The organism is Providencia sp. UF-224, assembly GCF_058245955.1.
In genome coordinates this window covers 259,596-284,100 of the sequence record NZ_JBSICC010000001.1, presented here as the reverse complement: position 1 = coordinate 284,100, position 24,505 = coordinate 259,596, and the positions used below count along the sequence as shown (strand labels likewise).

The 24,505-nt window shown below is 43.4% G+C and carries 30 protein-coding genes; 29 read left to right on the top strand and 1 reads right to left on the bottom strand.

The window, feature by feature from the left end; translation table 11 throughout:
• Positions 1-21 precede the first annotated feature (21 nt).
• The 8 genes from AC4IFO_RS01425 (at position 22) to lysC (ending at position 5,230) form a co-directional block, all read left to right on the top strand.
• A complete protein-coding gene (locus AC4IFO_RS01425; RefSeq protein WP_490731226.1) occupies positions 22-573 on the top strand; it encodes a DUF1133 family protein in 552 nt (183 codons plus the stop codon).
• A gap of 948 nt (positions 574-1,521) precedes the next feature.
• Positions 1,522-1,842 (top strand): hypothetical protein, encoded by a 321-nt coding sequence (locus AC4IFO_RS01420; RefSeq protein ID WP_490731224.1) that lies wholly within the window; start codon positions 1,522-1,524, stop codon positions 1,840-1,842.
• Positions 1,843-1,971: 129 nt separating this feature from the next.
• Complete coding sequence (locus AC4IFO_RS01415) at positions 1,972-2,580, top strand: hypothetical protein (RefSeq protein WP_490731222.1); 609 nt, start codon at positions 1,972-1,974, stop codon at positions 2,578-2,580.
• A complete protein-coding gene (locus AC4IFO_RS01410; protein ID WP_490731220.1) occupies positions 2,577-3,725 on the top strand; it encodes a helix-turn-helix domain-containing protein in 1,149 nt (382 codons plus the stop codon). The genes AC4IFO_RS01415 and AC4IFO_RS01410 overlap by 4 nt, the downstream gene beginning before the upstream one ends.
• Positions 3,726-3,875: 150 nt before the next feature.
• Positions 3,876-4,100 (top strand): class II holin family protein, encoded by a 225-nt coding sequence (locus tag AC4IFO_RS01405; protein WP_004911666.1) that lies wholly within the window; start codon positions 3,876-3,878, stop codon positions 4,098-4,100.
• Positions 4,081-4,653 carry a lysozyme gene (locus tag AC4IFO_RS01400; protein ID WP_490731217.1) on the top strand — a complete coding sequence of 191 codons (573 nt, stop codon included), beginning with the start codon at positions 4,081-4,083 and terminating at the stop codon, positions 4,651-4,653. Before AC4IFO_RS01405 ends, AC4IFO_RS01400 begins: the two co-directional genes overlap by 20 nt.
• Before the next feature lie 48 nt (positions 4,654-4,701).
• Complete coding sequence (locus AC4IFO_RS01395; RefSeq protein WP_068907537.1) at positions 4,702-5,079, top strand: hypothetical protein; 378 nt, start codon at positions 4,702-4,704, stop codon at positions 5,077-5,079.
• Complete coding sequence (lysC, locus tag AC4IFO_RS01390) at positions 4,985-5,230, top strand: Rz1-like lysis system protein LysC (protein ID WP_446000162.1); 246 nt, start codon at positions 4,985-4,987, stop codon at positions 5,228-5,230. The genes AC4IFO_RS01395 and lysC overlap by 95 nt, the downstream gene beginning before the upstream one ends.
• A gap of 20 nt (positions 5,231-5,250) precedes the next feature.
• Here lysC and AC4IFO_RS01385 read toward each other — a convergent pair whose 3' ends face one another.
• A complete protein-coding gene (locus AC4IFO_RS01385) occupies positions 5,251-5,463 on the bottom strand; it encodes a HEAT repeat domain-containing protein (protein ID WP_068907535.1) in 213 nt (70 codons plus the stop codon).
• 810 nt (positions 5,464-6,273) lie between these two features.
• Between AC4IFO_RS01385 and AC4IFO_RS01380 the strand changes: the two genes are divergently transcribed.
• From AC4IFO_RS01380 to AC4IFO_RS01280, 21 genes are all read left to right on the top strand, one after another.
• Positions 6,274-6,843, top strand: a complete 570-nt coding sequence (locus AC4IFO_RS01380; protein ID WP_068907534.1) for a hypothetical protein — start codon at positions 6,274-6,276, stop codon at positions 6,841-6,843.
• Entirely contained in the window at positions 6,831-7,178 is a 348-nt protein-coding gene (locus tag AC4IFO_RS01375) for an HNH endonuclease signature motif containing protein (RefSeq protein WP_197713308.1), read from the top strand. Before AC4IFO_RS01380 ends, AC4IFO_RS01375 begins: the two co-directional genes overlap by 13 nt.
• 321 nt (positions 7,179-7,499) lie before the next feature.
• Positions 7,500-7,967 (top strand): phage terminase small subunit P27 family, encoded by a 468-nt coding sequence (locus AC4IFO_RS01370; RefSeq protein WP_226693991.1) that lies wholly within the window; start codon positions 7,500-7,502, stop codon positions 7,965-7,967.
• On the top strand, positions 7,921-9,663 hold the full coding sequence (locus tag AC4IFO_RS01365) for a terminase large subunit (RefSeq protein ID WP_490731213.1): 1,743 nt from the start codon (positions 7,921-7,923) through the stop codon (positions 9,661-9,663). The genes AC4IFO_RS01370 and AC4IFO_RS01365 overlap by 47 nt, the downstream gene beginning before the upstream one ends.
• Positions 9,663-11,000 (top strand): phage portal protein, encoded by a 1,338-nt coding sequence (locus AC4IFO_RS01360; RefSeq protein ID WP_490731211.1) that lies wholly within the window; start codon positions 9,663-9,665, stop codon positions 10,998-11,000. Before AC4IFO_RS01365 ends, AC4IFO_RS01360 begins: the two co-directional genes overlap by 1 nt.
• A 5-nt stretch (positions 11,001-11,005) precedes the next feature.
• On the top strand, positions 11,006-11,860 hold the full coding sequence (locus AC4IFO_RS01355; protein WP_272686087.1) for a head maturation protease, ClpP-related: 855 nt from the start codon (positions 11,006-11,008) through the stop codon (positions 11,858-11,860).
• A gap of 11 nt (positions 11,861-11,871) precedes the next feature.
• On the top strand, positions 11,872-13,086 hold the full coding sequence (locus tag AC4IFO_RS01350; protein WP_210846983.1) for a phage major capsid protein: 1,215 nt from the start codon (positions 11,872-11,874) through the stop codon (positions 13,084-13,086).
• Positions 13,087-13,132: 46 nt separating this feature from the next.
• Positions 13,133-13,390, top strand: a complete 258-nt coding sequence (locus AC4IFO_RS01345) for a DUF7210 family protein (protein ID WP_490731208.1) — start codon at positions 13,133-13,135, stop codon at positions 13,388-13,390.
• On the top strand, positions 13,390-13,716 hold the full coding sequence (locus AC4IFO_RS01340; RefSeq protein WP_490731206.1) for a head-tail connector protein: 327 nt from the start codon (positions 13,390-13,392) through the stop codon (positions 13,714-13,716). Before AC4IFO_RS01345 ends, AC4IFO_RS01340 begins: the two co-directional genes overlap by 1 nt.
• Before the next feature lie 9 nt (positions 13,717-13,725).
• On the top strand, positions 13,726-14,052 hold the full coding sequence (locus AC4IFO_RS01335) for a phage head closure protein (protein WP_490731204.1): 327 nt from the start codon (positions 13,726-13,728) through the stop codon (positions 14,050-14,052).
• Positions 14,045-14,494, top strand: a complete 450-nt coding sequence (locus AC4IFO_RS01330; protein ID WP_490731202.1) for an HK97-gp10 family putative phage morphogenesis protein — start codon at positions 14,045-14,047, stop codon at positions 14,492-14,494. The genes AC4IFO_RS01335 and AC4IFO_RS01330 overlap by 8 nt, the downstream gene beginning before the upstream one ends.
• Complete coding sequence (locus tag AC4IFO_RS01325) at positions 14,491-14,826, top strand: hypothetical protein (RefSeq protein WP_490731200.1); 336 nt, start codon at positions 14,491-14,493, stop codon at positions 14,824-14,826. Before AC4IFO_RS01330 ends, AC4IFO_RS01325 begins: the two co-directional genes overlap by 4 nt.
• A 60-nt stretch (positions 14,827-14,886) precedes the next feature.
• Positions 14,887-15,381: a phage tail tube protein gene (locus AC4IFO_RS01320; RefSeq protein WP_490731198.1), complete on the top strand. Its 495-nt coding sequence runs from the start codon at positions 14,887-14,889 to the stop codon at positions 15,379-15,381.
• On the top strand, positions 15,381-15,752 hold the full coding sequence (locus tag AC4IFO_RS01315) for a phage tail assembly chaperone (protein WP_490731196.1): 372 nt from the start codon (positions 15,381-15,383) through the stop codon (positions 15,750-15,752). The genes AC4IFO_RS01320 and AC4IFO_RS01315 overlap by 1 nt, the downstream gene beginning before the upstream one ends.
• 23 nt (positions 15,753-15,775) lie before the next feature.
• Positions 15,776-16,054 carry a phage tail assembly protein T gene (locus AC4IFO_RS01310; protein ID WP_221078601.1) on the top strand — a complete coding sequence of 93 codons (279 nt, stop codon included), beginning with the start codon at positions 15,776-15,778 and terminating at the stop codon, positions 16,052-16,054.
• Positions 16,055-16,094: 40 nt separating this feature from the next.
• The gene (locus tag AC4IFO_RS01305; protein WP_490731193.1) at positions 16,095-16,526 is read left to right on the top strand and encodes a hypothetical protein; all 432 of its coding nucleotides are present in this window, start codon (positions 16,095-16,097) and stop codon (positions 16,524-16,526) included.
• 39 nt (positions 16,527-16,565) lie between these two features.
• On the top strand, positions 16,566-20,000 hold the full coding sequence (locus tag AC4IFO_RS01300; RefSeq protein WP_490731191.1) for a tape measure protein: 3,435 nt from the start codon (positions 16,566-16,568) through the stop codon (positions 19,998-20,000).
• Positions 19,997-20,464: a hypothetical protein gene (locus AC4IFO_RS01295; protein ID WP_490731189.1), complete on the top strand. Its 468-nt coding sequence runs from the start codon at positions 19,997-19,999 to the stop codon at positions 20,462-20,464. Before AC4IFO_RS01300 ends, AC4IFO_RS01295 begins: the two co-directional genes overlap by 4 nt.
• A complete protein-coding gene (locus AC4IFO_RS01290) occupies positions 20,461-20,961 on the top strand; it encodes a DUF1833 family protein (protein ID WP_490731187.1) in 501 nt (166 codons plus the stop codon). The genes AC4IFO_RS01295 and AC4IFO_RS01290 overlap by 4 nt, the downstream gene beginning before the upstream one ends.
• A gap of 9 nt (positions 20,962-20,970) precedes the next feature.
• Positions 20,971-21,351, top strand: a complete 381-nt coding sequence (locus AC4IFO_RS01285; RefSeq protein ID WP_490731185.1) for a nitrite transporter — start codon at positions 20,971-20,973, stop codon at positions 21,349-21,351.
• Positions 21,348-24,440, top strand: a complete 3,093-nt coding sequence (locus tag AC4IFO_RS01280; RefSeq protein WP_490731183.1) for a host specificity factor TipJ family phage tail protein — start codon at positions 21,348-21,350, stop codon at positions 24,438-24,440. The genes AC4IFO_RS01285 and AC4IFO_RS01280 overlap by 4 nt, the downstream gene beginning before the upstream one ends.
• Positions 24,441-24,505: the final 65 nt, after the last annotated feature.

Below are 24,505 nucleotides of genomic sequence, written 5' to 3'. Positions count from 1 at the left end.
GGCGTACTAAAGAGGTATTAAGTGATTTATCCATTAACGACAGGTAAAGGCGAAGAGCATTTTAAATTACGTACATTGGAAAGCGTGTGGATCCGTGGACGTTTAAAAATGTGGGGAAGATGGGCGGCATTTAGCAAAGTACCAGATGCAGCTGGTATGTTTAATCAGTTATTAGAAGAACCAACAATTACCAAAAAAGCCTTAAAAGATGCAATGAAGAGAATGCGCACATCAGGGCTATCTAAAGAAACATTATTAATGTTCTTGGAAGAGTTTAAGGATAAAAAAGCACTCAGTAGCATGTGGTTCTGTTCGGATGCTGAAGGTGGCAAAATGGACAAGGTTATTTGTGAGGTGATGAATGCTGATGCTGGATTACTTGATGTTTTGAAGGAGCGATACGTTTATAAAAAGTCTAATTTCTACATAGCTCATGAAATGCGTGATAGACATCCTAGTTTATCTTTATCTACTTGTAGGCGCAGAGTTGATGCATGGCTATCGGTGGCTGAATTTATGCTTTATCGACCAATGTGTGATGAATTTGGCAGGGACTATCATTATGACAAATGATTTATTGACTTTTTGAGCAATAAAGTTATAGTTTTCGTATATGCTGCGCGAAGCTGTACACGCAAGGCAGGAAACGAATTCAAGACCTCGCAATGCGGGGTTTTTTTATGGCCAAAATAAACATAAGACTTGCTGTTCCCACCTGTCAGAGTTACATGTGTAGTTATACTCAGATATCATCAAGCCCTCTTGTGAGAGTTAATAAAGCGTTACAATTATTAATTGCAAGTTAGGTGCTCGTAGCATACCCTGTGGGAGCTATGGATATCAGGGATGATTAACAGGTCTCTATAGCGGAACCCGTCAGTAATGGCGGGTTTTTTCTTTCTCAATGAGAAATATTTTACAATTCGAAAAATACGACTATTTTTATATAACAAGTGATTAATTAATTGCTGATTATAAAGGGATTGTATTTATGGGGATCGTTAATGCATTACAGGTAGTAGTAGCTGCACTGGTATTAGTTCTTCTATTTGTCGCTATTCCACACTGGGTAAAGTAATTAGTAGCTGAAGAGTTGAGCTTGCACAATTTCAACAGTGAACTATATTTAAATTGCGAACTACATCAGAATAGAATCATTACCCAAATCAAACCCGTCAGCAATGACGGGTTTTTTGCCTTCTAATTTCTCTTATTTTTATATGGATTTTGGTGGGTTGATTGGTTATAATTTGTTCGTTAGTTCATGTGAAAAAGTAGGGGTATGTGAAAGCAGTTAATCGTTTTTTAGGTTTTATGGTTGGAATGCAATATTTAGTGGTGATTTTTGTCGTTTCATTGCTGGTCTTGTTTGTGGAAAATTGGGTACAACATTAACCACAAATAATTTTTTCGGATAGATGAATAGTACCGCGTACACAGTGTTGCTAGTGCAGAGTGGTTAAACTACATAATTATTAAGAGGTCGCCTAGTGCGGCTTTTTTGTTTTCTGAGGCCTAATAATGCAAATACCTACTGAATTAGTGTTCAGACCAGCCAGTGAATTACCAACTGAAGATTTAGATGGCAAAGAGGTTGTTGTACTTAATCCGTGCGATGGTTGGCACATCGGCTATATTCAAGTCGATAAAGATGAAGATGATTGTTTTATCGGAATTTACTATTCACCCGGTGAGATAATGAGCCCTCATAGTTTTTATGTTGCGTGGGCGCTTTTGCCTGATGGTATAGCCTTGAGTGATAAATTTGAGGGCGAGCAATACATGAATCGCCATTGTTGCGTGTGTGAGCGGCGAGACCATTCAACGGCAGAGCACAAATAAGCGCTTACTTAGATATTCCCTTGTAACTAACTATTAGATACCTACCTTTAAATACCAATTTATTTTGGTTGACAAAAATAACCTATTTTGTAAAATCAGTTGACTTGATGTGAATGGAATAGGTATTGCATGAATAATTACTCAAAACAATTAGCTTCTGCTTTCGATATGGAATGTCGTAAAGAGTTATCAATGTCCTTATCAAAGGCTTATTTATTGTCTTTTCAAGGGGCTAAAGAGTTTGGATCTTTTTGGCGTCAAGCTCAATCATATTTGAAGTGGCTGTATTCAGATATGCTTATAGAGAAAGCGGCTAATAGCCTGAAAATTCAATGTGATATTTCTTTAAATGCAGCTAAAAACTCTCGTCATCCAACTTTACACTCTAAAGGCTGGGCGTTAACGGCTCATAGTGTAGAGAGCAAAGGAGTATTACCAAGAAATGCTAAATACAGGTCCATCTATTCTTCATTGAACCGCGATTTATTCGAAGAAATTGAACATATTGAGCAAATCAATCAATCAGGTGGGCATGTTTATTTATTGCACAGTGGTAAAAACCAAGCTATTTCAACTCTGAACTTGACTATACCAACCCCAGATAGCTCAGGGATTATTTATACTGAAACTATGGCAATCTACTCTCCAAATGAGGTAGAAATAGAGAAAGTTGATGATGAGTTGGATGATAAATTTAAAATATTGACTGAGACGCTTCTTAAGCAGAACGAAAAATGACAAGCACACTAGTTTCAACTTTGCATACCGAACGTAGTATTAACCCAAATCGCTTAACAGAGGCGAGGGAGGCTAAAGGTTTGACAATGGCTGAGTTGGCAAGAGTTCTTGATATTTCACGACAGGCAATATCATCATTTGAAAAAGGTTTAAAAAATCCATCGCCAGATACGCTTTCAATGATAAGTAAAGTCCTTGGATTTCCTGAAAGATTTTTCCTTAGCAATGAAGGCTCTCCTGAGATTGAAGGGGCTGTGCATTTTAGGAGCAGAAGCACTGCGACGAAAAAGGAAAGAATTAAAGGGAAGACAAAAGGAAGATGGGTTTCATTAATCGTTCGAGAATGTATGAAGTACGTGCAGTTGCCTGATGTGGAATTACCTCCTATAGATATTCCAGACTTTGAAATACTGGAAGATGCTGATATTGAAGAAATAGCAACTAAAGTAAGAAGATACTGGAATATGGGTGATGGCCCCATTTCAAACCTTACCCGACTCTTGGAAAACAAAGGTATTATTGTTTCAAATCTTCACGCTGCAGAAAAGGTTGATGCTTTTTCTTTTTGGGTTAACGATAGACCAATAATAATAACTGATAATACCAGAACAGCTGTGAGAACTCGTTTTAGTATTGCGCATGAGTTAGGACATTTGATCCTCCATCGTTCAGTTGAGGATGATTATATTGATGATAAATATTTATTTGAAAAAGTAGAAGGTCAAGCAAATTATTTTGCTAGCTGTTTTTTGTTACCAGCAAAAACTTTTAGTCGTGAATATTATTCGCCTAGCTTGCCAGCCCTTGAAAAACTAAAAGAAAGATGGATTGTTTCATTGCAGTGCATGACAAATCGATCCAATAGCTTAGGGTTAATGAGTGATAACCAAAAAGGATACGTTTATAGGCAACTTGCTCCCTACAGGAAAAAAGAGCCGTTAGATGATGTAATTCCTCGAGAGGAACCGGTGTTTATTAACAAATTGATAAATTTACTGGATTCTCATTCTATTCTTTTAAAGAGCGAGCTACTGGATTTATTTCCGTTACCAATACAAGATATTATGTATATAACAAAACTAAAAGAAAATGAGCTGTTAAGAGATGATAGTGTATTGCCGTTTACCTTGAAAAAGAAAGCTTAACTATCATAACTATTTTTTCAAAAGCCACTATTTAAACAATGGTGGCTTTTTTTATTGCCTAAATATCAACTGAATTCATTAACCCACACTAGCTTCTGTAGCTGGTGGCTTTCTATTAACTAATTTCGGGCACTCCGTAGGGGGTGGTATATGCGTATGGATAAATTAACAACTGGCGCCTCCTATGCTGCCTCTACGGGTTCAACATTCTATTGGCTAAAACAATTGTTAGATGGTTTCTCATCTGAGCAGTGGGCAGCGATTGGGGTATTAGGAAGCCTGCTTTTAGGTGTAGCGACATTTCTGACAAATTTATATTTCAAACGAAAAGAAGATAAGCGCAAAGAGGCGGCTCATGCCAAAGATACCAAATAAAATAAAAATGGCCGCTGCAGCTGGTGGATTGATGACATTAACTGTTGCAATGGTTACTGAGTTTGAGGGGTATGACCCTAACCCTTATCTTGACCCCATTGGAGTACTCACGGTGTGTTATGGGCACACAGGCCCCGACATTATCCCCACAAAAACTTATACGAAAGCCGAGTGTGAAGCGCTGTTAGAAAAAGACTTGGCAATTGTCGCTAAGGCCGTGAACCCTTTAATTAAGGTTGATATCCCTGATTACACAAGGGCTGCACTGTACTCATTTACATATAACGTCGGAACAGGTGCTTTCTCGCGTTCTACGTTACTTAAAAAACTTAATGCTGGTGACCAAGCTGGCGCATGTAATGAACTTAAACGTTGGATATATGCTGGGGGTATCAAATGGAAAGGGTTAATGACAAGACGAGAAGTAGAAAAAGCCGTATGCCTTGGCGAGTTCGCTTATGCATATCCGCTTTCATTATCGGAATCCCCATCCACTTGGCAACTGGCGTATACGTACTCAGAGACGATACCTGTGGTGGCACTGACAAGATGAGTTTAGAAAAACGCTGTCAAAGTGCGGTTAATTACAATAAGGGGAAGCATGTCAATTTTTGAAAAAATAGCATCACTGATTATTGTGCTTCTCATTATTTGGTCTGGTTGGTTGATGCTTTCACTCGAGAGAATAAATAATGCGAATGAAAAACTAACGGCTTTAAATTCAACACAACACATTATCCTATCCACTGTTCTACAGATCTCGGTAACGTTTAATGAAATCTCACGAAATAACCTTAGGGAACGCGACACGGCAGCAGTGGCTTCTGAAACGGTTAAAACTATTATCAAAACCGTTATTGTGGGTGATAAGTGTGCTGCTATTGATGCTCCTAGTGATGCTACTATCGAGCTGCACAACCACGCGAATAGAATACGTTCAAACGCCATCAGTACCCATTCCAGTACACTTACTCAATGATTGCTTGCCTGAATACATCCCTGAGACATTTTCTTGGGGTGATTCGCTATTACTCAATGAGTCGTTATTAACAGTCATTGAACAGTGCAACTTGGACAAGAAAGCTATTCGAGAGGCTGACGCGGCTAGGAATAATTCAAAATTATACTAGAGCGGAGATCTTTAGGTAAATCAAAAGAATTCGGAAAGTTTACTTAATGATCTTATGGCTGAAATTGCAACATCCCTGTTGGGGTCTTTGCACAGCGCAAGAAGTCTAGAAATAGCAGCTTGCTGCTCAACGGTAGCTTTATAATCACCAAGTGCAGTAATAGCCGCTATTTTAACATCATCATTACTTCTATTTGTTAACTCAATAAGGGTGAGTATTATATTATTTTCCATATTACTTTTAATTCTTTATTTTATTTTTATTAAAAGTAAATTTTAGCGAAAAAGCAAAAGGATTATTGTTTGTTATTGTTTTTTAACTGGAACTAAACACTATCTTAACTCTAAAAACGGTTGCGAGCTAAATTAAGTCATTAGGCGCTTAGCTTAATAGGCAAAAAAATAGCCCACAGAGATTTGGGCTAAAAAGAACAGCATTAATACTTAATATGATATCCATGTAAAGCATAGTAAGTAATTTTAAATATGCAAGTAGAGTTAATGATAATGAGAGGTATGAAGGAATTATGATTTAAAGAGCAAAAAAAAGCCCATAACGGAATGGGCTAAAAGATTGCACATATTGTTTATGAATAACCCAAATGTCGTATGGGTGCGTAAATAATATCAGTAAAAACCAATCAATCTATTAATAAATTGTTACTAAATACGAAAAAGAATATACGAATCAGAGTATTGGTTGCGAGCGAGGCGCGGCGTTGTCGCTGTCTCATATGTTAGCTGTGACCTGCAACCTCAACGCAGTGAGCGCATATTGAGAGTCAAAAACAACGAATCCAAGTGTGGATATACTCATGCGGTAGAAACGTCAGCCACCGGAGAAGAAACGGCGTGACTTATGGAGAGACATAATTTTATTTAATTCTACAAATGCTATTCATTGAGTGGCATTGATAGAGTTTTATATATGTTTTGAATGCTGGTAGTCACTCGGCACCAGGCAGTTATATAAATTCATCTAGAAGAATATTCTAAATAGCCATCAGCTAATCACTGGTGGCTTTTTCATTTATGGAGACAGTCATGTCAGATAAAAAAGAAATAGCCACCCTATCTATAAAAATATCAGTCGATAGCACTGACTTAGATAAGCTGGAAGCGCAGCTAAAGCGTATTGAAGGGCTAATGGTTAGTGTAGGGCTGAAACAGCCAACAAGCGTTGGTTTTAGTGCTGATAAGTTCTTTGTTACAAGCGGTCAGGTGTTTATTGATGAGTCATGCATTGATAAAGCAACGATTGGTAAAATAGTAATCCAGTCGCCCACAACAACAATAAGAGCTGGCGAGAAGCAACAGTCAGCTCGCGCTCAGCTTGAAACGAGTGACGCTGGTAAAGTGCTAGAGCAATTAAATGAAGCATTCTCTAAATCAACTAAGGGAAGTGCTATGGCGCAAACCATCAGAATTAATACTGCTGTTGATAATGGTGGGCTCGAAGAATTTAAACGGCAGTTTGAGTATAAACTCTCTCAGCTTAGCGCGATGATAACCCGCACACAGCAAGCAATAGAAAATTCAGACAAGGCATTTGCAGCTTCTATCGAACGGGTTTGCGCTGATATTCAATCTGCTAAGTCTGGATGGTTGCAGTGAAAAAGCCCAATGTCTACGGTGGTCGATGGGCAAAGGTAAGGCTCAGCTTTCTTAATGAATATCCCTTGTGCGTTATGTGCAAAGAGCAAGGCCGCATTACTGCAGCTACAGTTGTAGACCACATCACACCACACAGGCTTAGGGATGCTCTGGCATCAGGTGACACCGTGCAAATAGCCAAAGCCCAGAGGCTGTTCTGGGATAAGAAGAACTTCCAAAGCCTATGTGATCCCCATCACAACTCAACTAAGCAACGTATGGAGAAGAGTGGTGTCGTCGTTGGTTGTAGTGTAGACGGCATACCGCTTGACCCTAATTCACATTGGAATAAATAGCATGACAGAAACAAAGCAAGTAAAGCTATCTAAGTTGTTCAAGCATGGTAAACAGATTGGCTACTGTCTCACCGTTGATGGTCAGATGTTGTCTGGTCAAAAGCAGTTAAGTATTAACACATATCCATTAGATACTTCTGTTCATGTTGAATTCGCGTGGCATGAACCAATGGTCACAGATGCACCCGATATTCATTTGAAGTCATAGCAATATGATAGGGGGGGGCGGGGTAAAAGTTTAAAACCTTTGCCTTAAATTACCGACCGTAGTCATTCGTGTGCACAACCGCGAAATGAAAAGTTTTTTTCTGGGAGGTTCCGATGGCAGGAAGACGCCCGAAACCGACCCACTTGAAAGTGGTAACGGGTAATCCGGGGAAACGAAAACTCAACGATAAAGAACCCAAACCTCGGCGTGAAATTCCAAGCCCACCCGAACACTTAACGGATTGGGGAAAAATCGCATGGGCAAAATTAACATTGCTGCTTGATGGCATGGGCGTTTTAACTATTGCTGATTCTTTGGCTTTGGAAAGGCTTTGCGATATCTACGCTGATATTCTTCAGCTACGCGACACGATAGCGATTGAAGGTCGCACTTATACAACGAAAACCCAATTAGGCGATTTTCTGATTAAAGCACATCCAGCAGTAGCAATGTTAGCTGATGCGGATCGCCGTTTTAAAAGTTATTTAGTCGAGTTCGGTTTGACCCCGGCTGCTCGCTCAAAGGTGAAAATCGATGGTGGAGAAGAAGAGGAAGACCCGCTCAACGCGTTCTTCGGGTGACCCTGCAACGCAGTATGCGCAGGACGTCAACGAAGGCAAAATTCTTGCTGGCCCTGATATCCGAAGTGCTTGCGCAAGACACCTTAAAGATCTGAACGAAGCAAAACAAAAAGGCTTGGTATGGGACGTTGAAGCCGCCCAGCGGTCTATAGACTTCTTTGCAAAAGTGCTAAAACTCAATGGCGGAGAGCACGAGGGTAAACCTTTTATTTTGCTACCGTGGCAATGTTTTGTTGTTGGTTCGATTTTTGGTTGGAAAATGGAAGATGGCACTCGCCGATTTCGCATGGTGTATGTTGAATCGGGCAAGGGGTCAGGAAAATCACCTTTAGCAGCTGGAGTAGGCCTTTACTGCTTAATGGCTGATGGTGAGCCTCGTGCTGAAGTTTATGCCGCGGCCACCAAAAAAGACCAGGCAATGATTTTATTTCGTGATGCGGTTGCAATGGTCGACCAATCACCGGCACTCAGCCAGCGGATCATGAAGTCAGGTGGTGCAGGGAAAGAATGGAACCTCGCTTTTTTAAAGGCTGGCTCGTTTTTTAGACCAATTAGCGCTGATGATGGGCAGTCTGGACCTCGTCCTCACTGTGCGCTCATTGATGAGATTCATGAGCATAAAAATAACAATGTCGTTGAAATGATGCGTGCCGGGACTAAAGGGCGACGACAAGCATTGATATTTATGATCACCAACAGTGGCCATGATAAAACCAGTGTGTGCTATGACTACCATGAATACGGTCGAAAAGTCGCTGAAGGTTCAGTTGAAGATGACAGTTTCTTTTCTTATATCTGTTCACTTGATGAGGGGGACGACCCCTTTAAAGATGAATCGTGCTGGGGGAAAGCCAACCCCTCTTTAGGTTATACCTTTACTGACCGTTATTTACGGGAGCAAGTTACACAAGCCCAAGGCATGCCAGCAAAAGAAAGCATTGTCCGTCGGCTTAATTTCTGCCAGTGGGTGGATGCAGATAATCCGTGGATCAATGGTGATACATGGATGAGCTGTGAGAAAGAGTTCACATTAGAGGACTTGCAAGGTGAGGAGTGTTACGGCGGGTTGGATTTGTCAGGAACACGAGATTTAACCTCGTTAGCGCTTTATTTCCCTCGAATTAAACACCTTTATGTCGAATTCTGGACACCGAAAGACACTCTAATGGATAGGGCTAAAACTGACCGTGTTCCTTATGATGCGTGGGCTAGAAAAGGCTTTATTCACACTCCACCCGGCAATGCAGTTAAATATGAGTTTGTTGCTGAGCGGATTGCTGAAATAACAACGCATGTGAATTTGCTCGCGATTGCATTTGACCAATACAGAATCAAATACTTAGAGCCTAAATTAGATGAGGCTGCAGTCACGGTACCCTTAGTTCCTCACGGACAAGGTTATTACAAGGCAAAAGATTCTGGCTTGTGGATGCCTCACTCAATTGAATTATTTGAAGGGTTAATTGATGACCAGACCATCATTATCCATGCTAATCCATGTTTACGGTGGAATGCAGCATCAGCAGTGACAGAGGCGGATCAAAAGGAAAACCGCATATTTGCGAAAAGGAAAAGTACAGGGCGCATTGATGGTGTTGTTGCTTCAGCAATGGCAATTGGTGCATCTGAAGAAGAATATGAAAATGATGGAGATATTGAAGGTTTCTTTGATAATCCAATTATGGTGGGGTTCTAATGGCCAGACGGAAATCACAACGCAAAGCGCAGCGGTTGAATGCTAGTCAGCAAAATCCCCCTGCAGGGATTGAGACTCAAGATTTATTGAAAGCGCTAGGCGGGTTAAGCAGCAGTGGAAAATCCGTATCAACAGATAAGGCGCTACAGCTCTCTGCTGTATGGTCATGCGTTCGTTTGTTGAGCGAATCCATTTCAACGCTGCCCTTAAAAATTTACCAGTACCAGACTGACGGCTCTCGAGTGATAGCGAAAGATCATCCCGCTTATCGCGTGCTATGTCGACGGCCCAATGCAGAAATGACCCCTTCACGATTTATGTTGATGGTGGTTGCCAGTATTTGTTTGCAAGGGAACGCTTATGTTGAAAAGCAGTATATCGGCTCAAAGTTAGTTTCCCTGCAGCCGTTATTGCCGCAATCAGTGACAGTAAAACGGCTCGATAATGGGCTATTGGACTATCAATACACAGGGCAGGGCGGTAAAAATCGACCAATCCCCGTAAAAAACATGATGCACATTCGTGGATTTGGGCTAGATGGTGTGGTTGGACTCACGCCCATTCAGATGGGGCGTAATATTTTAGGCTCGGCGATTGCTACCGATGAAACCGCCGCCAAGATTTTCCGCAATGGCTTGCTGGCATCAGGCTTCTTATCCTCAAAAACGGCACTGACAAAAGAGCAACGTGAAAAGCTGCGCGGCTACTTGAATGCGTTCATTAGTTCTGAAAATGCGGGTAAGTTGATGATCTTGGAAAATGACCTGAGCTATAACGGTATTTCCATGAATCCCGAAGATGCGCAGTTGTTACAAAGCCGCTCATGGAGTATTGAGGAAATTTGTCGCTGGTTTCGTGTGCCGCCTTTTATGGTCGGTCATGCGGATAAACAGAGCAGCTGGGCGTCGAGTGTGGAAGGCATGAATATGCAGTTTCTGACCAATACACTGCGCCCGCTCCTGGTCAATATTGAGCAAGAAATCAGTCGTTGCCTACTCGACAGCGATGATGAATATTATGCGGAGTTTTCGGTTGAAGGCTTATTGCGTGCCGACAGTGCGGGGCGTTCAGCTTATTATACTACCGCGCTGCAAAACGGCTGGATGAGTCGTAATGATGTGAGGCGACTTGAGAACCTTCCGCCAATTGACGGGGGCGATATTTACACCGTTCAACTCAACCTCACGCCGATTGACCAACTTGGTAAAGATAGCGCGGGTAATGAAGCCGAGAAACTGAAGGCGCAATTGAGTAGCTGGTTATTCCCTGAAGGCAATCCATCAGCTCAAGCTAACAACCCTTCCCCAGAATCTAACAAACCTCATTCCGAGGAGTAAATTGAATGAAAAAAAGTCATTTGCCAGTTGCGCTGGAGGATCGCCCTTGCGCATCGATTAGCTATGAACTCAAGCCTAAAGCGCTGGATAAGTGGAATAGTGGTATTCGTGCCGCCAGTTCGGACAATACCATTTCTGTATTAGACGTAATTGGTGAAGATTTTTGGGGTGAGGGCGTCACCGCCAAGCGTATTTCTGCTGCACTCCGAGCCATTGGGAATAATGATGTTGTTGTCAATATCAATAGCCCGGGTGGTGACATGTTTGAAGGGCTAGCCATTTATAACTTACTTCGTGCTCATAGTGGCAAAGTCACCGTTAACATTTTAGGTATTGCGGCTTCAGCGGCTTCCATTATTGCCATGGCGGGTGACGAAATTCAAATGGGGCGCGGTGCCTTTTTGATGATCCACAACTGTTGGGCTGTCGGTATTGGTAATCGCCATGATTTCGCCAAACTGGCAAATGACCTTGCTCCTTTTGATAAATCGATGGCGGATATCTATGTAGCGCGAAGCGGTCAATCCGATGAAACCGTTAGCCAGATGATGGATAACGAAACTTACATTGGTGCCAGTGATGCGATTGAAAAAGGCTTTGCGGATAGCTTGCTAGCGGTCGATGCTGTTGACGATGGTGACGAAAGCCCACAAGCTGCTATTCGTAAATTAGATGCATTATTGGCTAAGTCTAAAACCCCGCGCTCTGAGCGTCGAAAACTCATTAGTGCTTTAACACGAAGTATGCCGAGCGCTACTTCAGATCCCGACGGTACGCCAAGCGCTACCCCCAATATTAACCCTGAATCCCTTTCGGAACTGGAGAAGGCCATTGATGCCTTCGCTAACCTATCAAAATAATTGGAGACATTATGTCTGAAGCAAATGAATTGTTAAAAAACCTGTCGGCTAAAATTGAAAAAGCTACCGGTGAGTTTAATGCGAAAGCCGAAGAAGCATTAAAAGAAGCCCAAAGAGTAGGGGGCTTAAGTGATGAAACGAAAGCCTCTGTCGATAAAATGATGACAGAGCTCAACGCACTACGTGAGTCTGAAAAAACACTGAAAGCTTCCTTAGGTGAGTTGGAGCAACATGTTGCTCAAATGCCGTTAGGTAACGCGGTTCAGGCTGCAAAAAGTATCGGTCAGCAAGTCATTTCAGCCGACGTGTTGAAAGATATTAATTCCAGCATTCAAGCCAGCAAGCGCATTTCGGTTCCCGTTCAGGCCGCGCTTACCTCTGTTGATGTGGCTGAGGGCGTGGTCGAGCCACATCGCTTACCGGGGATTGATGTTGCACCAAAACAACGCTTGTTCATCCGTGATTTAATTGCCCCCGGGAAAACGACCTCACCGGCTATTTTCTGGGTACAGCAAACCGGATTTACTAACGCGGCTGCGGTGGTACCAGAAAATACGACCAAGCCGTACAGCAACATCCAGTTTGCAACAAAAATCACGCCAGTTACCACCATTGCACATATGTTCAAGGCTTCTAAGCAGATTTTAGATGACTTCGCACAACTGCAATCATTGGTTGACGCTGAAATGCGTTACGGTTTGAAGTTTGTCGAAGAGCAAGAAATTTTGTTCGGCGACGGCTCAGGCGCGCATTTGCACGGTATCATCCCGCAGGCGTCTAAGTTCAAGGCGGAGTTTGAAGTCGATAAACAAAACGGCATTGATGATTTGCGTTTGGCTATGCTGCAAGCACAGTTAGCGCGTTTCCCAGCAACGGGGCACGTTCTGCACTTCATCGACTGGGCGAAGATTGAACTGCTGAAAGATTCACTGGGCCGTTACATTCTGGCGAATCCGTCTGCATTAACAGGTCCAACGTTATGGGGTTTACCGATTGTTGTCACTGAAACTGCAGCATTCAAAGGTAAGTTCTTGACTGGGGCCTTCAATGCGGGTGCGCAGCTGTTTGACCGCGAAGAAACCAATGTGGTGATTTCTACCGAAAACGCCGACGACTTTGAGAAAAACATGATCTCGATTCGTTGTGAAGAGCGTCTGGCGTTAGCGTTAAAACGTCCAGAAGCCTTTGTTTACGGTGACTTCACAGCGCCTACCTCGGGCGAATAATCAATCTAAGCGGTCGATAAGGCCGCTTTTTCTTTTGGGGTGAAACATGAAACTCTTGATCTTACGTGCGATTTACTTTGGCGGTAAAGTGGTCACAGAAGGTGACGAAATTGAAACACTGGAACTGCATGGGCGCGAGCTTATTCAAAAAGGCTATGCATCTGAAATAGTGAGCAATCATGCTGCTGAACAGCAGGAACAGCAGGAACAGCAGGAACAGCAGGAACAGCAGGAACAGCAGGAACAGCAGGAACAGCAGGAACAGCAGGAAACAAAGCAAACTAAGGCGAAAAAGGAGAAGTAATGCTCTCTCTTGAATTAGTTAAAGCGCATTGCAATATCGAGGCTGATTTTACTGATGATGATAAGTTACTGGTAATTTATACAGGGTCTGCCGTGAAGTATGTCGAAAACTACACGCGGCGGAAATTGTATGAGAGCGAATCATCAGACGGTTTTCAGGACGATCCTGAGCCGTTGTTGCTAAGTGATGATGTCAAAAATGCGATGCTGTTATTGATTGGTCAGTGGTATGAAAACCGCGAAGCCACCAATATTGGTAATATCACCTCAGCATTGCCATTTTCGACAGAGGCGCTACTTCAACCCTATCGTATTTATGGGTTGTAAGGAGGCTTTATGCAAGCAGGGCGATTGCGTCACAAGGTGACCTTTCAGCGTAAGGAGCTGGTTAAATTACCCTCGGGTGCTCGTGAAAATCAGTGGGTTGATATTGCTACAACGCGCGCAGAAGTTAAACCTATCTCAGGTCGTGAGCTTCTTGCGTCTGGTGCCGAAATGTCAGAAATCACCGTACGTGTTTGGATGCGTTATCGATCTGATATCAACTCAACCTGCCGCATGGTATTTAATGGGATGAACTATGATATTCAGTCCGTTATTCCTGATGTGAAAAATACCCGGCTTGAATTGCTGTGTAAACAGGGGGTCAAGGCTGATGGATGATTTTAATATTGATTTCAGCGGCTTTCTTGATGTGAGTAAAGAGCTTGAAGAACTCAGCAAAGCAGAAAGCACCAAAGTACTGCGACAAGCCACTTATGCAGGTGCGGCTGTTTTACGTGATGAAGTGAGAGCAAAAGCACCAAGACGCACTGGAAAGCTAGCCAGAAATATTATGGCCAGCAGTCAGCGTAGTCGCAAAGATGGTGAAGTCTCAGCGGGTGTGTATGTGCGCGGCAGTAATAAAGAGGGTACCAATAGCGATAATTCCATGAAAGCTAAGGATCCGCGCAATGCTTATTACTGGCGATTTTTGGAAGAAGGCACCTCTAAAATGCCACCCGTACCTTTTATTCGTCCCGCGTTCGATAGCAAAGCCGATGAAGCCGCGAATGCAGCAATTGAAAGGCTCAATAGAGCCATAGATGAGGGGCTCAAAAAATGACTGAAAATGATTTGCTTGCACTCCTTGAGCCCGTTGCCCCAGATAAAGTTTTTCTATCTGTTGTGCCTTTAGACTCTCCACCGATCAGCGCGCCATGGGTGATATTTTCATTCTATGAAATTGACGGGGATGTGTTCTCGGGTCAGGCAGAAACTATGACCAACATTCAAATCGATGTTTATGCTAAAGATCCGAGTGTAGCGTCTGAAATACGGGATAAAGCGTACAAGGCAATCAAAGTATTATTGCCGACAAATGTGTCACGAAAGTCCGACTATGAAGCTGATACCACGCTGTATCGCAGAACCTTAGAATTCCAAGTCTGGAATTAAACTTAAAATCACACCATCAGCCACCTACGGGTGGTTTTTTTATGTCTATAGGAAACTAATATGTCATCTAAATTTGAAAGATCGCAAGATACTAAAATTTCCATTTCCTCACTACCTGCGGAAGAAGTTAATCCAACTTCAGCAATTTTTATTGCTCTGGGTTGTTCATTAAAAGAGATTAGTTTTACAGGTGGTCAAAAAACGGATATTGACATAACCACCTTCTGCTCAAAAGAGCAAGAGATGATCAATGGGTTACCGTCACCTGCCGAAGTGACATTTAATGCTAACTTTTCGCCCGACGATGAAGGGCAGGAGGTGTTGAGAAAAGCCTATGACGAAGATACAACGCATTCCTTTAAGGTTATTCTACCATCTGGTAGTGGCTTTGCGTTCCTTGCTGAAGTTCGCCAGCACACATGGTCAGCACAGACTAACGGTGTAGTAGCTGCAACATTTACACTGCGCTTGAAGGGCAAAACGGTGCCGATTAAAGGTGGTGAAATTGTTCAAGTAGCGGGTCGCATGGCACCAACAACAGAAGGTAAAAAATAATGTCAAAGCCAAATTTACGCAATCTGGCATTAAGTGCCAACCAAGCTTACCGCACTAAAAAAGTGATGGTACCCGAATGGGGTAATGTTGAAGTTCTGATCCGCGAGCCTTCCATTCAGGCTCGTCTTAAATGCTCGGAATTAGTGAGCGACAAGGAAGGTGAAGAGTTAACTTCTACCCAAAAGGCACTACGCAACATTGAAGGTGATGTCATTTTGTTTATGGATATCATCTTAGAAGATGATGGATCCCCAGCATTAACCGAAGCTGATAAGCCAGGTCTTATGGAATCCTATGGTCCAACGCATGCCCGCCTTTTAGCTGAAGCATTCTCTCTCACTATTTCTGCTGCAGAAGCTGAAAAAAAGTAAGAGAACCGGAAACATTCTTTTTAATGACACTGGCGCTCAGGCTGGGTAAAACCCTAGCGGAATTAACCTCCAGTCTGGACGTCAGCGAACTTCGAATGTGGATGGCATACGACAAAATGAGTCCAATTAGTGACCGTCGTGGTGATATCAATACAGCAATGATTGCTTCAGCGGTGCTCAATGCGGCTGGTGCTAAAGTGTCTGTTAGTGAGTTGGTGCCAATTTGGGATCAGGATGCAGCTAACGAAGAGGCTGAAAGTAACGATCCGTTTGAGGCATGGTTGAGTGGTATGTCTGAATAGTTATATAGTAGGCCCATTATTTATTAATGGGATTACTTAAATGAAAAAGCTATTAATTGCAGCCGCCCTTGCTACTACCACTTTGTTATTTGGGTGTGATGATTCGACACAAAGTACTATTGATAGAATTACCGCCGAACTAGCAAAAAATAAAAATATGCAGCCATTCAATGTTGAATTTAAAAACTTAACATTTCACGCATATTCATCCAAAAACAAAAATACAGGTACTCTTTGCGGTGAAATTAAATTAAGCAGAAAACACAACGAGCTCCCTAAAAACTCACCAACATTAATTTATTTTTTTGAGGGTAATGATGCTCAGCAAATAATCGGTGATGCTGAATATTCCAAATTTTTATATGAGGTTATTAGTGACTCAATAGGTGAAAATGATTTCATTAAATTAGAGGTTCTTCCAGCTTATAACTCAGAACTAACGAATAACTGGGAAATATATTGTAGAAGGTAATAATGACCGCTTTATGCGGTCTTTTTTTTGGAGACCGCAATGTCTAAGTTACGTGAATTAATTTTAAAGATCACTGCTAACTCCTCGGGTTTTCAGTCTGAGATCAGTAAAGCCTCTCGAATTAGTAATGATTTTTATAGAAATGCGGCGGGCGGTAGCCGCCAGTTGCGTCAAGAGCTCGCTCAGCAGAAAAAAACACTCTCAGAAATTAACAGCCAGTTATCCAGTGTCGCCATAACAGCGAAAGGCATGGCTGGCGCGATGGCGGGATTTTTTTCAGCTTCCGCCATTATCTCAACAGTTGATGATTGGGGGCAGTATGCGGCGCGAATTAAGTCAGCGCTAAAATCTGTTGAGGGTGATACGAAGCAATACGACAACCTCCAAAACCGATTTTTAGAAATCAGTAATCGCAATGGTAAAGCTATTGAGATCACCCAAGATTTGTATATTGGTGCTGCTAAATCCATGCAAGAATTGGGTTATAGCACAACTCAAACTGTTGATTATATTGAATCGCTTTCATCATCATTAACCGCAAATTCAACCAGTTCGTTAAAAACGGATTCAGCTATTAATGCGCTAGGTAAATCCATGCTTGTCGGTAAAGTGGCGGGTGATAACTTTAAGGCTGTCATGGAGGCAATGCCTTCGTTATTGGATAGCTTAGCTGCTCAGATTGAAAAGACAAATGGCGGGATAAAAGTTACTACAAACCAAGTAAAGGAGATGGGATTAAGTGGGCAGATATCTTTTAAAATGCTAGCAGATGCGGCCATTGCGTCTAAAGATGCAAATAATGCCTTGGCTAACTCTATGGATAATACTGTCGCTGATGGGTTTACTCGTATCGCTAACTCGGCTAAGAAAACGTTTGGCGAGTTAAATAGCGGTATGGGGATCACTAAAACAATGGCAGAAACCCTTGCACTGGTAAGCGATAACTTTGATAAAGTTGCCATTGCTGGTGGGTTGTTAATCGGTGTTGGTCTTTCTCGTTATCTTGGTAATTTGACGATCAGCACAAAAAACTTAGCAAAAGAAACGGTTACGGGCTACATATCTCAAATCAATCACACAAAAGAACAAGTTCGTAGCCTTGAAGTCACGAAAATGCGCATCAAAGATGAGAAGCAATTACTTATTGATACGCGTCAATCCTTAGTGACAAAAAGAATGGTGGCAGCAACGGATAAAGAGCGAGCCGTGATTGATGGTCAATTAGCCAAAAACACCAAGGCGCTTATTGCTGTTAACAATCAAGAAATTGCAACCAATGAAAGGCTATTAGTGTCACGCAGGGCACTAAACAGATTTCGCATGGTTGGCAGCACAATGCTAACGGGGGCTAGGGGGTTGCTATCTCTAGTTGGTGGGCTACCAGGACTCACAATGCTTATTGCAGGAAGTTGGTTTGCCGTTAAGCAGCAGCAAGAAGCGGCGCATCAGTCTGCCCTTGAATATGCAAGTACTCTTAAGGATATAGCTGCAAACTCTAAAAATATGACTTTGCCTCAAGCTTCTGATGAGGTGAGTAAAGCAAAGGAAGCTTTAGAAGCACAGTCAAAAGAAATAGATAAAATACAAAATAAGATTAACAGGTACACCGAGTCCTCCGCTAAATATGTCATATCATCCATGGATTTTAGCTTATCGGATGATAATCGTGCAAAAATGCTTCAGTTTGCAATTAAAAACACTGAAATGTTGCAAGTTGAAGAAGTGAGATTAAGAGAGGAGCAGGAGAAAAGGCTATCCATTGAAAACTCCTTAAACCAACTCACTGAACGGGCTAATGAATTACGTCAGCAAGAAAATAGCAATAAGCGCATTAAAATTGAGACGATGGCACAAGAGCTTGCTCAGGAGTCAGAGTTTAATAGATTGCTTTCGCTAGGTAACAATTTATTGTCTAGCCGTCAGCTATTAACTCAAGCGCCAATGCTAGCGGGTAATCGCCCAGAATTAAATGATAAACAAAGACAGATGCTATGGGGTGCTGAGCAGGAGCGTATTCTTGCCAGCATGAAGCAGCGCGATCAGGTTGAACAGCGAGCCCTTTGGGAGGCAGAAAGTACATTTACTAATGATGATCATAAGAAACAATATGTTAACGACAAATTAAAGGCTTATGATGATCGCGAAAAAATGAATAATTCGCTTAAATCGGGTAATTCTTTAACGAAAGAAGCGGAGCGAGTCACCGAGCGTTACAAGGACAAAATGGCTGACCTCAGTGTTGCCATGGAAGTTCAAAAAATACGGGCACTGCAAGGTGAGAAAGCGGCAGCACTGTATGCAGCTGGTAATGAAACGGGTGCTAAATGGACGGATGAACAGCGAAAAGCGATCCAATCTTCTTCTGTTCAGCTGGCGGAATGGACACAGCGAGCCGATGAAGCGGTGCGCAAACAGCGTGAAATGGCGGATGCATTAAAGGACTTAAAGGAAGCCACTAAGAAATTTAATGATGATGCAGCCCTCAACCGTGAAACGCGTGGCATGAGCAAGCGCCAAACTAACTTTTATGAAGAAGCGATGCAAGTTGATCGCGTATTCAATAAAACGGACAAAGGTGCGGATGCCATTGCCGCCAAGCAAGCAGCACTGGAAGCACTTAACACTAAGTACCAGGAGTCTAAAGCGGCTGAATTGGATTGGCTGGCGGGTACCAGTTCAGCGTTAGCGGATTGGATGGAAGAAGCTCAAAACTATAGCCAGATGGCTTACGACTCGGTCACCAGTATTGCTAATGCCACAACCAGTTCTATCAGTAGCAATTTAAAAGACTTGGTTAATGGCACGCAAACCCTCGGTGGCACCATCAGTTCTATTGTCAGTGATATGGGGCAATCCGTTGTTGGCGCTCTTGCTGAAATGACGGCTAAGTGGCTGGTTTATCAGGCGGTGCAATTGGCTGTCGGTAAAACCACCCAAGCTTCAGCAGGTACCGCTTTGTTCACCAATGCGCAAGCCATGGCGAAGTTAGCGGCATTAAACGCCTACGCATCAACAGCAGCTATCCCGCTGGTGGGTCCTGCAATGGCTCCGATTGCGGCGGCGAGTGCATCGGCATTTGCTGAACCTATGGCTGCAGGTATCGGTGCATTGTCATTATCTGGTATGGCGCATGATGGTGTAGATAAAGTGCCCGAAACAGGGACGTGGTTACTGCAAAAAGGGGAGCGTGTTGTTACCTCTCAAACCTCGGCAAAACTCGATGCAACATTAGAGCGTGTACGTAATGAGCGTAACGAGCAACAGGCGATGCAAGGTAGCATTAACCCTGAAATCAATATTCATAACTCGTTTTCTGGCAAACCTGATGACGCCACAATGCAAGCTATTGAAGCCAGTAATAAACAGTTAACGAAGCAGATCATTGATGGGTTAACCAGCGAAATCATTAAGCCACAAAATAAGTTTGGGAATACGCTTCGTTACATGTACCCAAATCGGAGCTCCATCAAATGAGTGAAATCTATTATCCTCACGAGTATTTGCCATTGCCTTTAGCGGAGGGGTACGGGTTTAAACCCGTATCACCACTTCGTAGAACGCAACTCAGTTCAGGTCGAGCAAGACAGCGGCGAATTTACACATCAACCCCGACGAATACCTCAGTGCAATGGTTATTTCCTAAACCACAACAGGCGCAATTATTTGAAGCGTGGTACCGCGATGCGCTCACGGATGGTGCTGCATGGTTCATGATGAAACTGAAAAGCCCACTCGGGTGTGATGAATGGGTTAAGTGCCGGTTCATTGATATCTATGATGGTCCTCACTTGGAAATGCCGAAATATTGGCGTTTCTCTGCAACGTTAGAGTTGTGGGAAAAACCCCTGTTACCCAAAGATTACGGCTTATTCCCCGATATCGTTGTTAATTCCGATATATTAGATATTGCCTTAAATCGGGAGTGGCCAGAAGCATGACTATATTAAATCGGTTGTATGCCTCTGGTGGCTCAGAGGTGCCTATTGAAACTTTGCAAATCAGGGTCGATGGCGAAGATCATTGGTTAACCAAGGGATGGGATGATATTGAGGCAAAATTAGAAGATGGGCGGCTGGTAACGTTTATTGCGTGCGGGATGGACATTGCGCTACCGGCACGCAATGAAGATGGCACCCAAGATCTAAAATTTGCCATCAGTAATATTGACGGGATTGTGTCTGGCGCGATACGTGAAGCGATTGACAAGTTCAATGAAAACCCTAACGGTACGCTCGCAGAAGTCACATATCGTCAATACCTTGATGTTGATCTCACCGCCCCCAGTAAGCCGCCATTTACATTAACCGTAAAATCAGGCCAATGGACATGGGCTGATGTACAAATCACCGCAGGTTACATGAATATTCTCGATACTGCATGGCCTCGTCACCGTTATAACCTCGCTGAGCATTCAGGGCTTCGCTACCTCTCCTAAGGGCATTCTATGTTTAACATTGATAAATACCGTTCTGTCACTTGGCAGAAGGGCGGACGCGCTTATCCCCATTTAGACTGTTACGGTATCGTTCACGAAATTCGGCAGGATTTGGGTTTGCCAACATGGCCAGTTTTCGAGGGTGTGACAAAAGACGATAACGGGCTGGATAAAGAGGCCAAGTTGCTGGCGAAAACCGTCAACCGTTGCGATCCGGTACAAGGGGCAGTCGCTGCTTGTTATACCAGCAGCATGATCACCCATGTGGCAATCATCGTAAATATTAACGGATTGCTGCATGCAGTTGAGTGTAACCCAAAATCCAATGTCACCGTCTTGCCCTTATCCCGATTTGAGCGGCGTTTTTCTCATGTGGAGTATTACCAGTGACAATTCGTATATATCCCTCGCGTCTGCAAGGTGAGCCGTTAGAAACGCATCAACACGGCAATATAACTGTGCACCATTGGTTAGCGGAGACGGTGAACGGGTATCATAATGAAGATACTCAACCGATCAGTATTGACGTTAATGGAACCCGTATTCATCCGAGCGATTGGCCACTCACTTTTATTCGCGCTGAAGATGATGTAAAAATTTATCCCGTTCCATTTGGTCTTGAAGCTGCAACTATCGGCTGGATTGCAGTGGGGATCGCTGTGGCGACTGCCGCGTATTCTATCTTCATGATGCGCAATATTGACGTGGGTGGTTATTCTTCATCGGGCAACGGTGACCAGCTCGAGCTAAACCCCGCGAAAGCCAACAGTGCTAAACTGGGGGATCCTATTCGTGAGGTGTTTGGACGGTTTCGGGTGTTCCCTGATTATTTAGTTCAACCGATTAGTCGATTTGATAAAGCTGACCCGAAAATATATCGTACGCAAATGTTTCTGTGTGTGGGGCGTGGCAATTTTGCGATTAATGCGTCTAACATCAAAATCGGCAATACCCCGATTTCCTCCTTCGGCAATGACGTTAACTATGCGATTTATCAGCCGGGTGTTGATATCACTGGGGATGTTCGCACAGAAAATTGGTATAACTCCACGGAAGTCGGTACCACCACAGCAGGTACCACGGGACTTGATTTGAGCTCTAGCGCGCCAAAAAGTGTCAGCGTGAATGCCGAGGCGGTAGCCGTTTCGGGTTCGTCGATTTCGATGATCAACACCGAGTCGAGCGACGAAGAAACGCCTCATGATTCGACCATCCCCGCTTCATGGAAAGTCGGAACCATTATCACCATTGAAGCGCCCGACACGTTTACCGTAAAAACGGAAAATAGCCATAGCGTGATTTATGGCGATATGAGTGAGTTAGTCCCATATGTAGGCCAGCCGATCACCTTGGTATTTAACGATAATCACTATGATTTATTTGTAAAAAGTTACACACCTCGTCAACCTGCAGTACCGGGTGTTGGGGGTATTGCAGCTTCTATTGAAGCGAGTGAATCACCACGGACTTATGATTTTACGCTTGAGCCTGAAACCTTTGCGATTAGCTGGCAAGGTGCAGTGTATTACATTTCGCTATTAACTGATTACGTCACCATGAGCGGCTTAGTCAATGCCATCACAACTCAGCTTGTTGGGTCGGGTTTGGTTGCGTGGGATGTATCAGGGCGCATTGTTGTGACCGAAGAGTCAAGCCCTTATATTGGTGGCAATATTCTAGCATCCTCATTGCCCGACTCGGTATTCGGTGCCGAACCGCGCTTTAATGGTGGTGTTCCGTCATCGGGTGGTACACCTGCGATAGAAGCACATATTTCACTGGCCTATAACAGTGCGACAGGCTCTGCTTTTTCAGGCTTACCCGAGGGCACTCAACGCCTTAGCCTTGGCCTTAAAGGTAATCAGTACAAAATCACGGAAATTGATGGCCTCACTCTCAGCGTTGAACGCTTCACCATTGAAAAAGACGAATCGGGTAACGATATCACTGTAATTGATACCAATTGGCAGGGGTTCCGTGAGCGCACGTTGTTGGATTTCAGTATTACCGGCATTAATGATGAACAAAACTGGATAGGGCCATTTTTAGCTTGTCCGAACGGCGAAACGACCAATCGCATAGAGCTCAATATTGTTTTTCCTGCAGGGCTGGCGTCTTATGATAAAAAAGGGCGTCGTGGTTCGCGTGAAGTGAAAATCGCCGTTCAGTATCGGGGGGTCAATGACACGGAGTGGGTCACAAAAGAGTTTCGTTATAGCCGCAGCACCGAAGACCAAATCGGCTTCACAGAAGTATTTGAGTTGCCTCAGCAAGCGCAGTATGAAGTGCGTGTTAGACGTGTGTCGGATGTGGGTGGTGGCAGTACGCGTGACCAATGCCACTGGCAAGCATTGCGTGCATTATTAACCTCAAGGCCAACGCATTACGAAGGGCTAACAACGATTGCATTGACTGTGAGGACAGGGAACCGATTAGCGGCGCAATCCGACCGCCGTATTAATGTAGTCGCTACACGGTTGTATGGCAATCATCCCTCACGCAGTATCAAAGGGGCGTTTTACCATGTGTTGAATAGCCTCGGCATGAATAATGCGCAAATTGATAATAGGGCCATTGATGAACTACACAAGACCTATTGGTCGCCTCGCAATGAGTTGTTTGATTGGTCATCGGAAAGTAGTAGTGAATCCGCATTAAAGGTACTACAGCGAATTTGCAAGGCAGGGATGGGGGAGTTTTTATTAACGGAAGGACTGGCCTCAGCATACCGAGAGGGGATTAAGCCGTGGACGGGGATCATCAGCCCACAGGAAACCACAGAGGATTTGCAAACGGGCTTTACTGCACCTTCGGAGGATGATTACGATGGTGTGGACGTCACTTATATCAATGGCGTGACATGGGCTGAGGAAACTATCCAGTGTCGCACCAAAGAGAATCCGACACCGAAAAAGGTCGAAGATTATCAAGCCGATGGCGTGTTAAATCCTACCATTGCGTATCGTATTGGCATGCGGCGACTCATGAAACACTTACACCAACGGCTTAGTTATTCAACCGCCACGGAACTGGATGCGCTTTGTTACAACGTTGGGGATCGCATTGTCTTTACCGATGATATCCCGAGCAATAAAACCATCAGCTGTTTAGTGATGAATATGAGCCATGACCAGGAGCAAATTAAACTTACTGTCAATGAACCGCTTGATTGGTCGTTTGAACAACCACGCTGTTTAATTCGCTTGCAAGATGGTAGTGCATCACGCCTTTTAGTGCCCACGCAGATAGATGAATATACGCTCTCTATTCCGTTCTCCAGCGAGTTGGAGATTGATTCGTGGATAATGAACGACCCGTACATTGAGCCACCACGGTTAATATTTTGTTCATCTAAATACGTTGGCTATGACGGAATTATGCAGGAAATTACGCCTAACTCAGACGGCACCTGCCAAGTGGTCGCCAAAGAGTATAAAGCGATTTTTTATCAATATGATGACGCGGAATACTCAGCGTAATTAACTCATAACATTAATCATGAACCTCGCCACTGTGCGGGGTTTTTTCATTTATAGGTATCTTG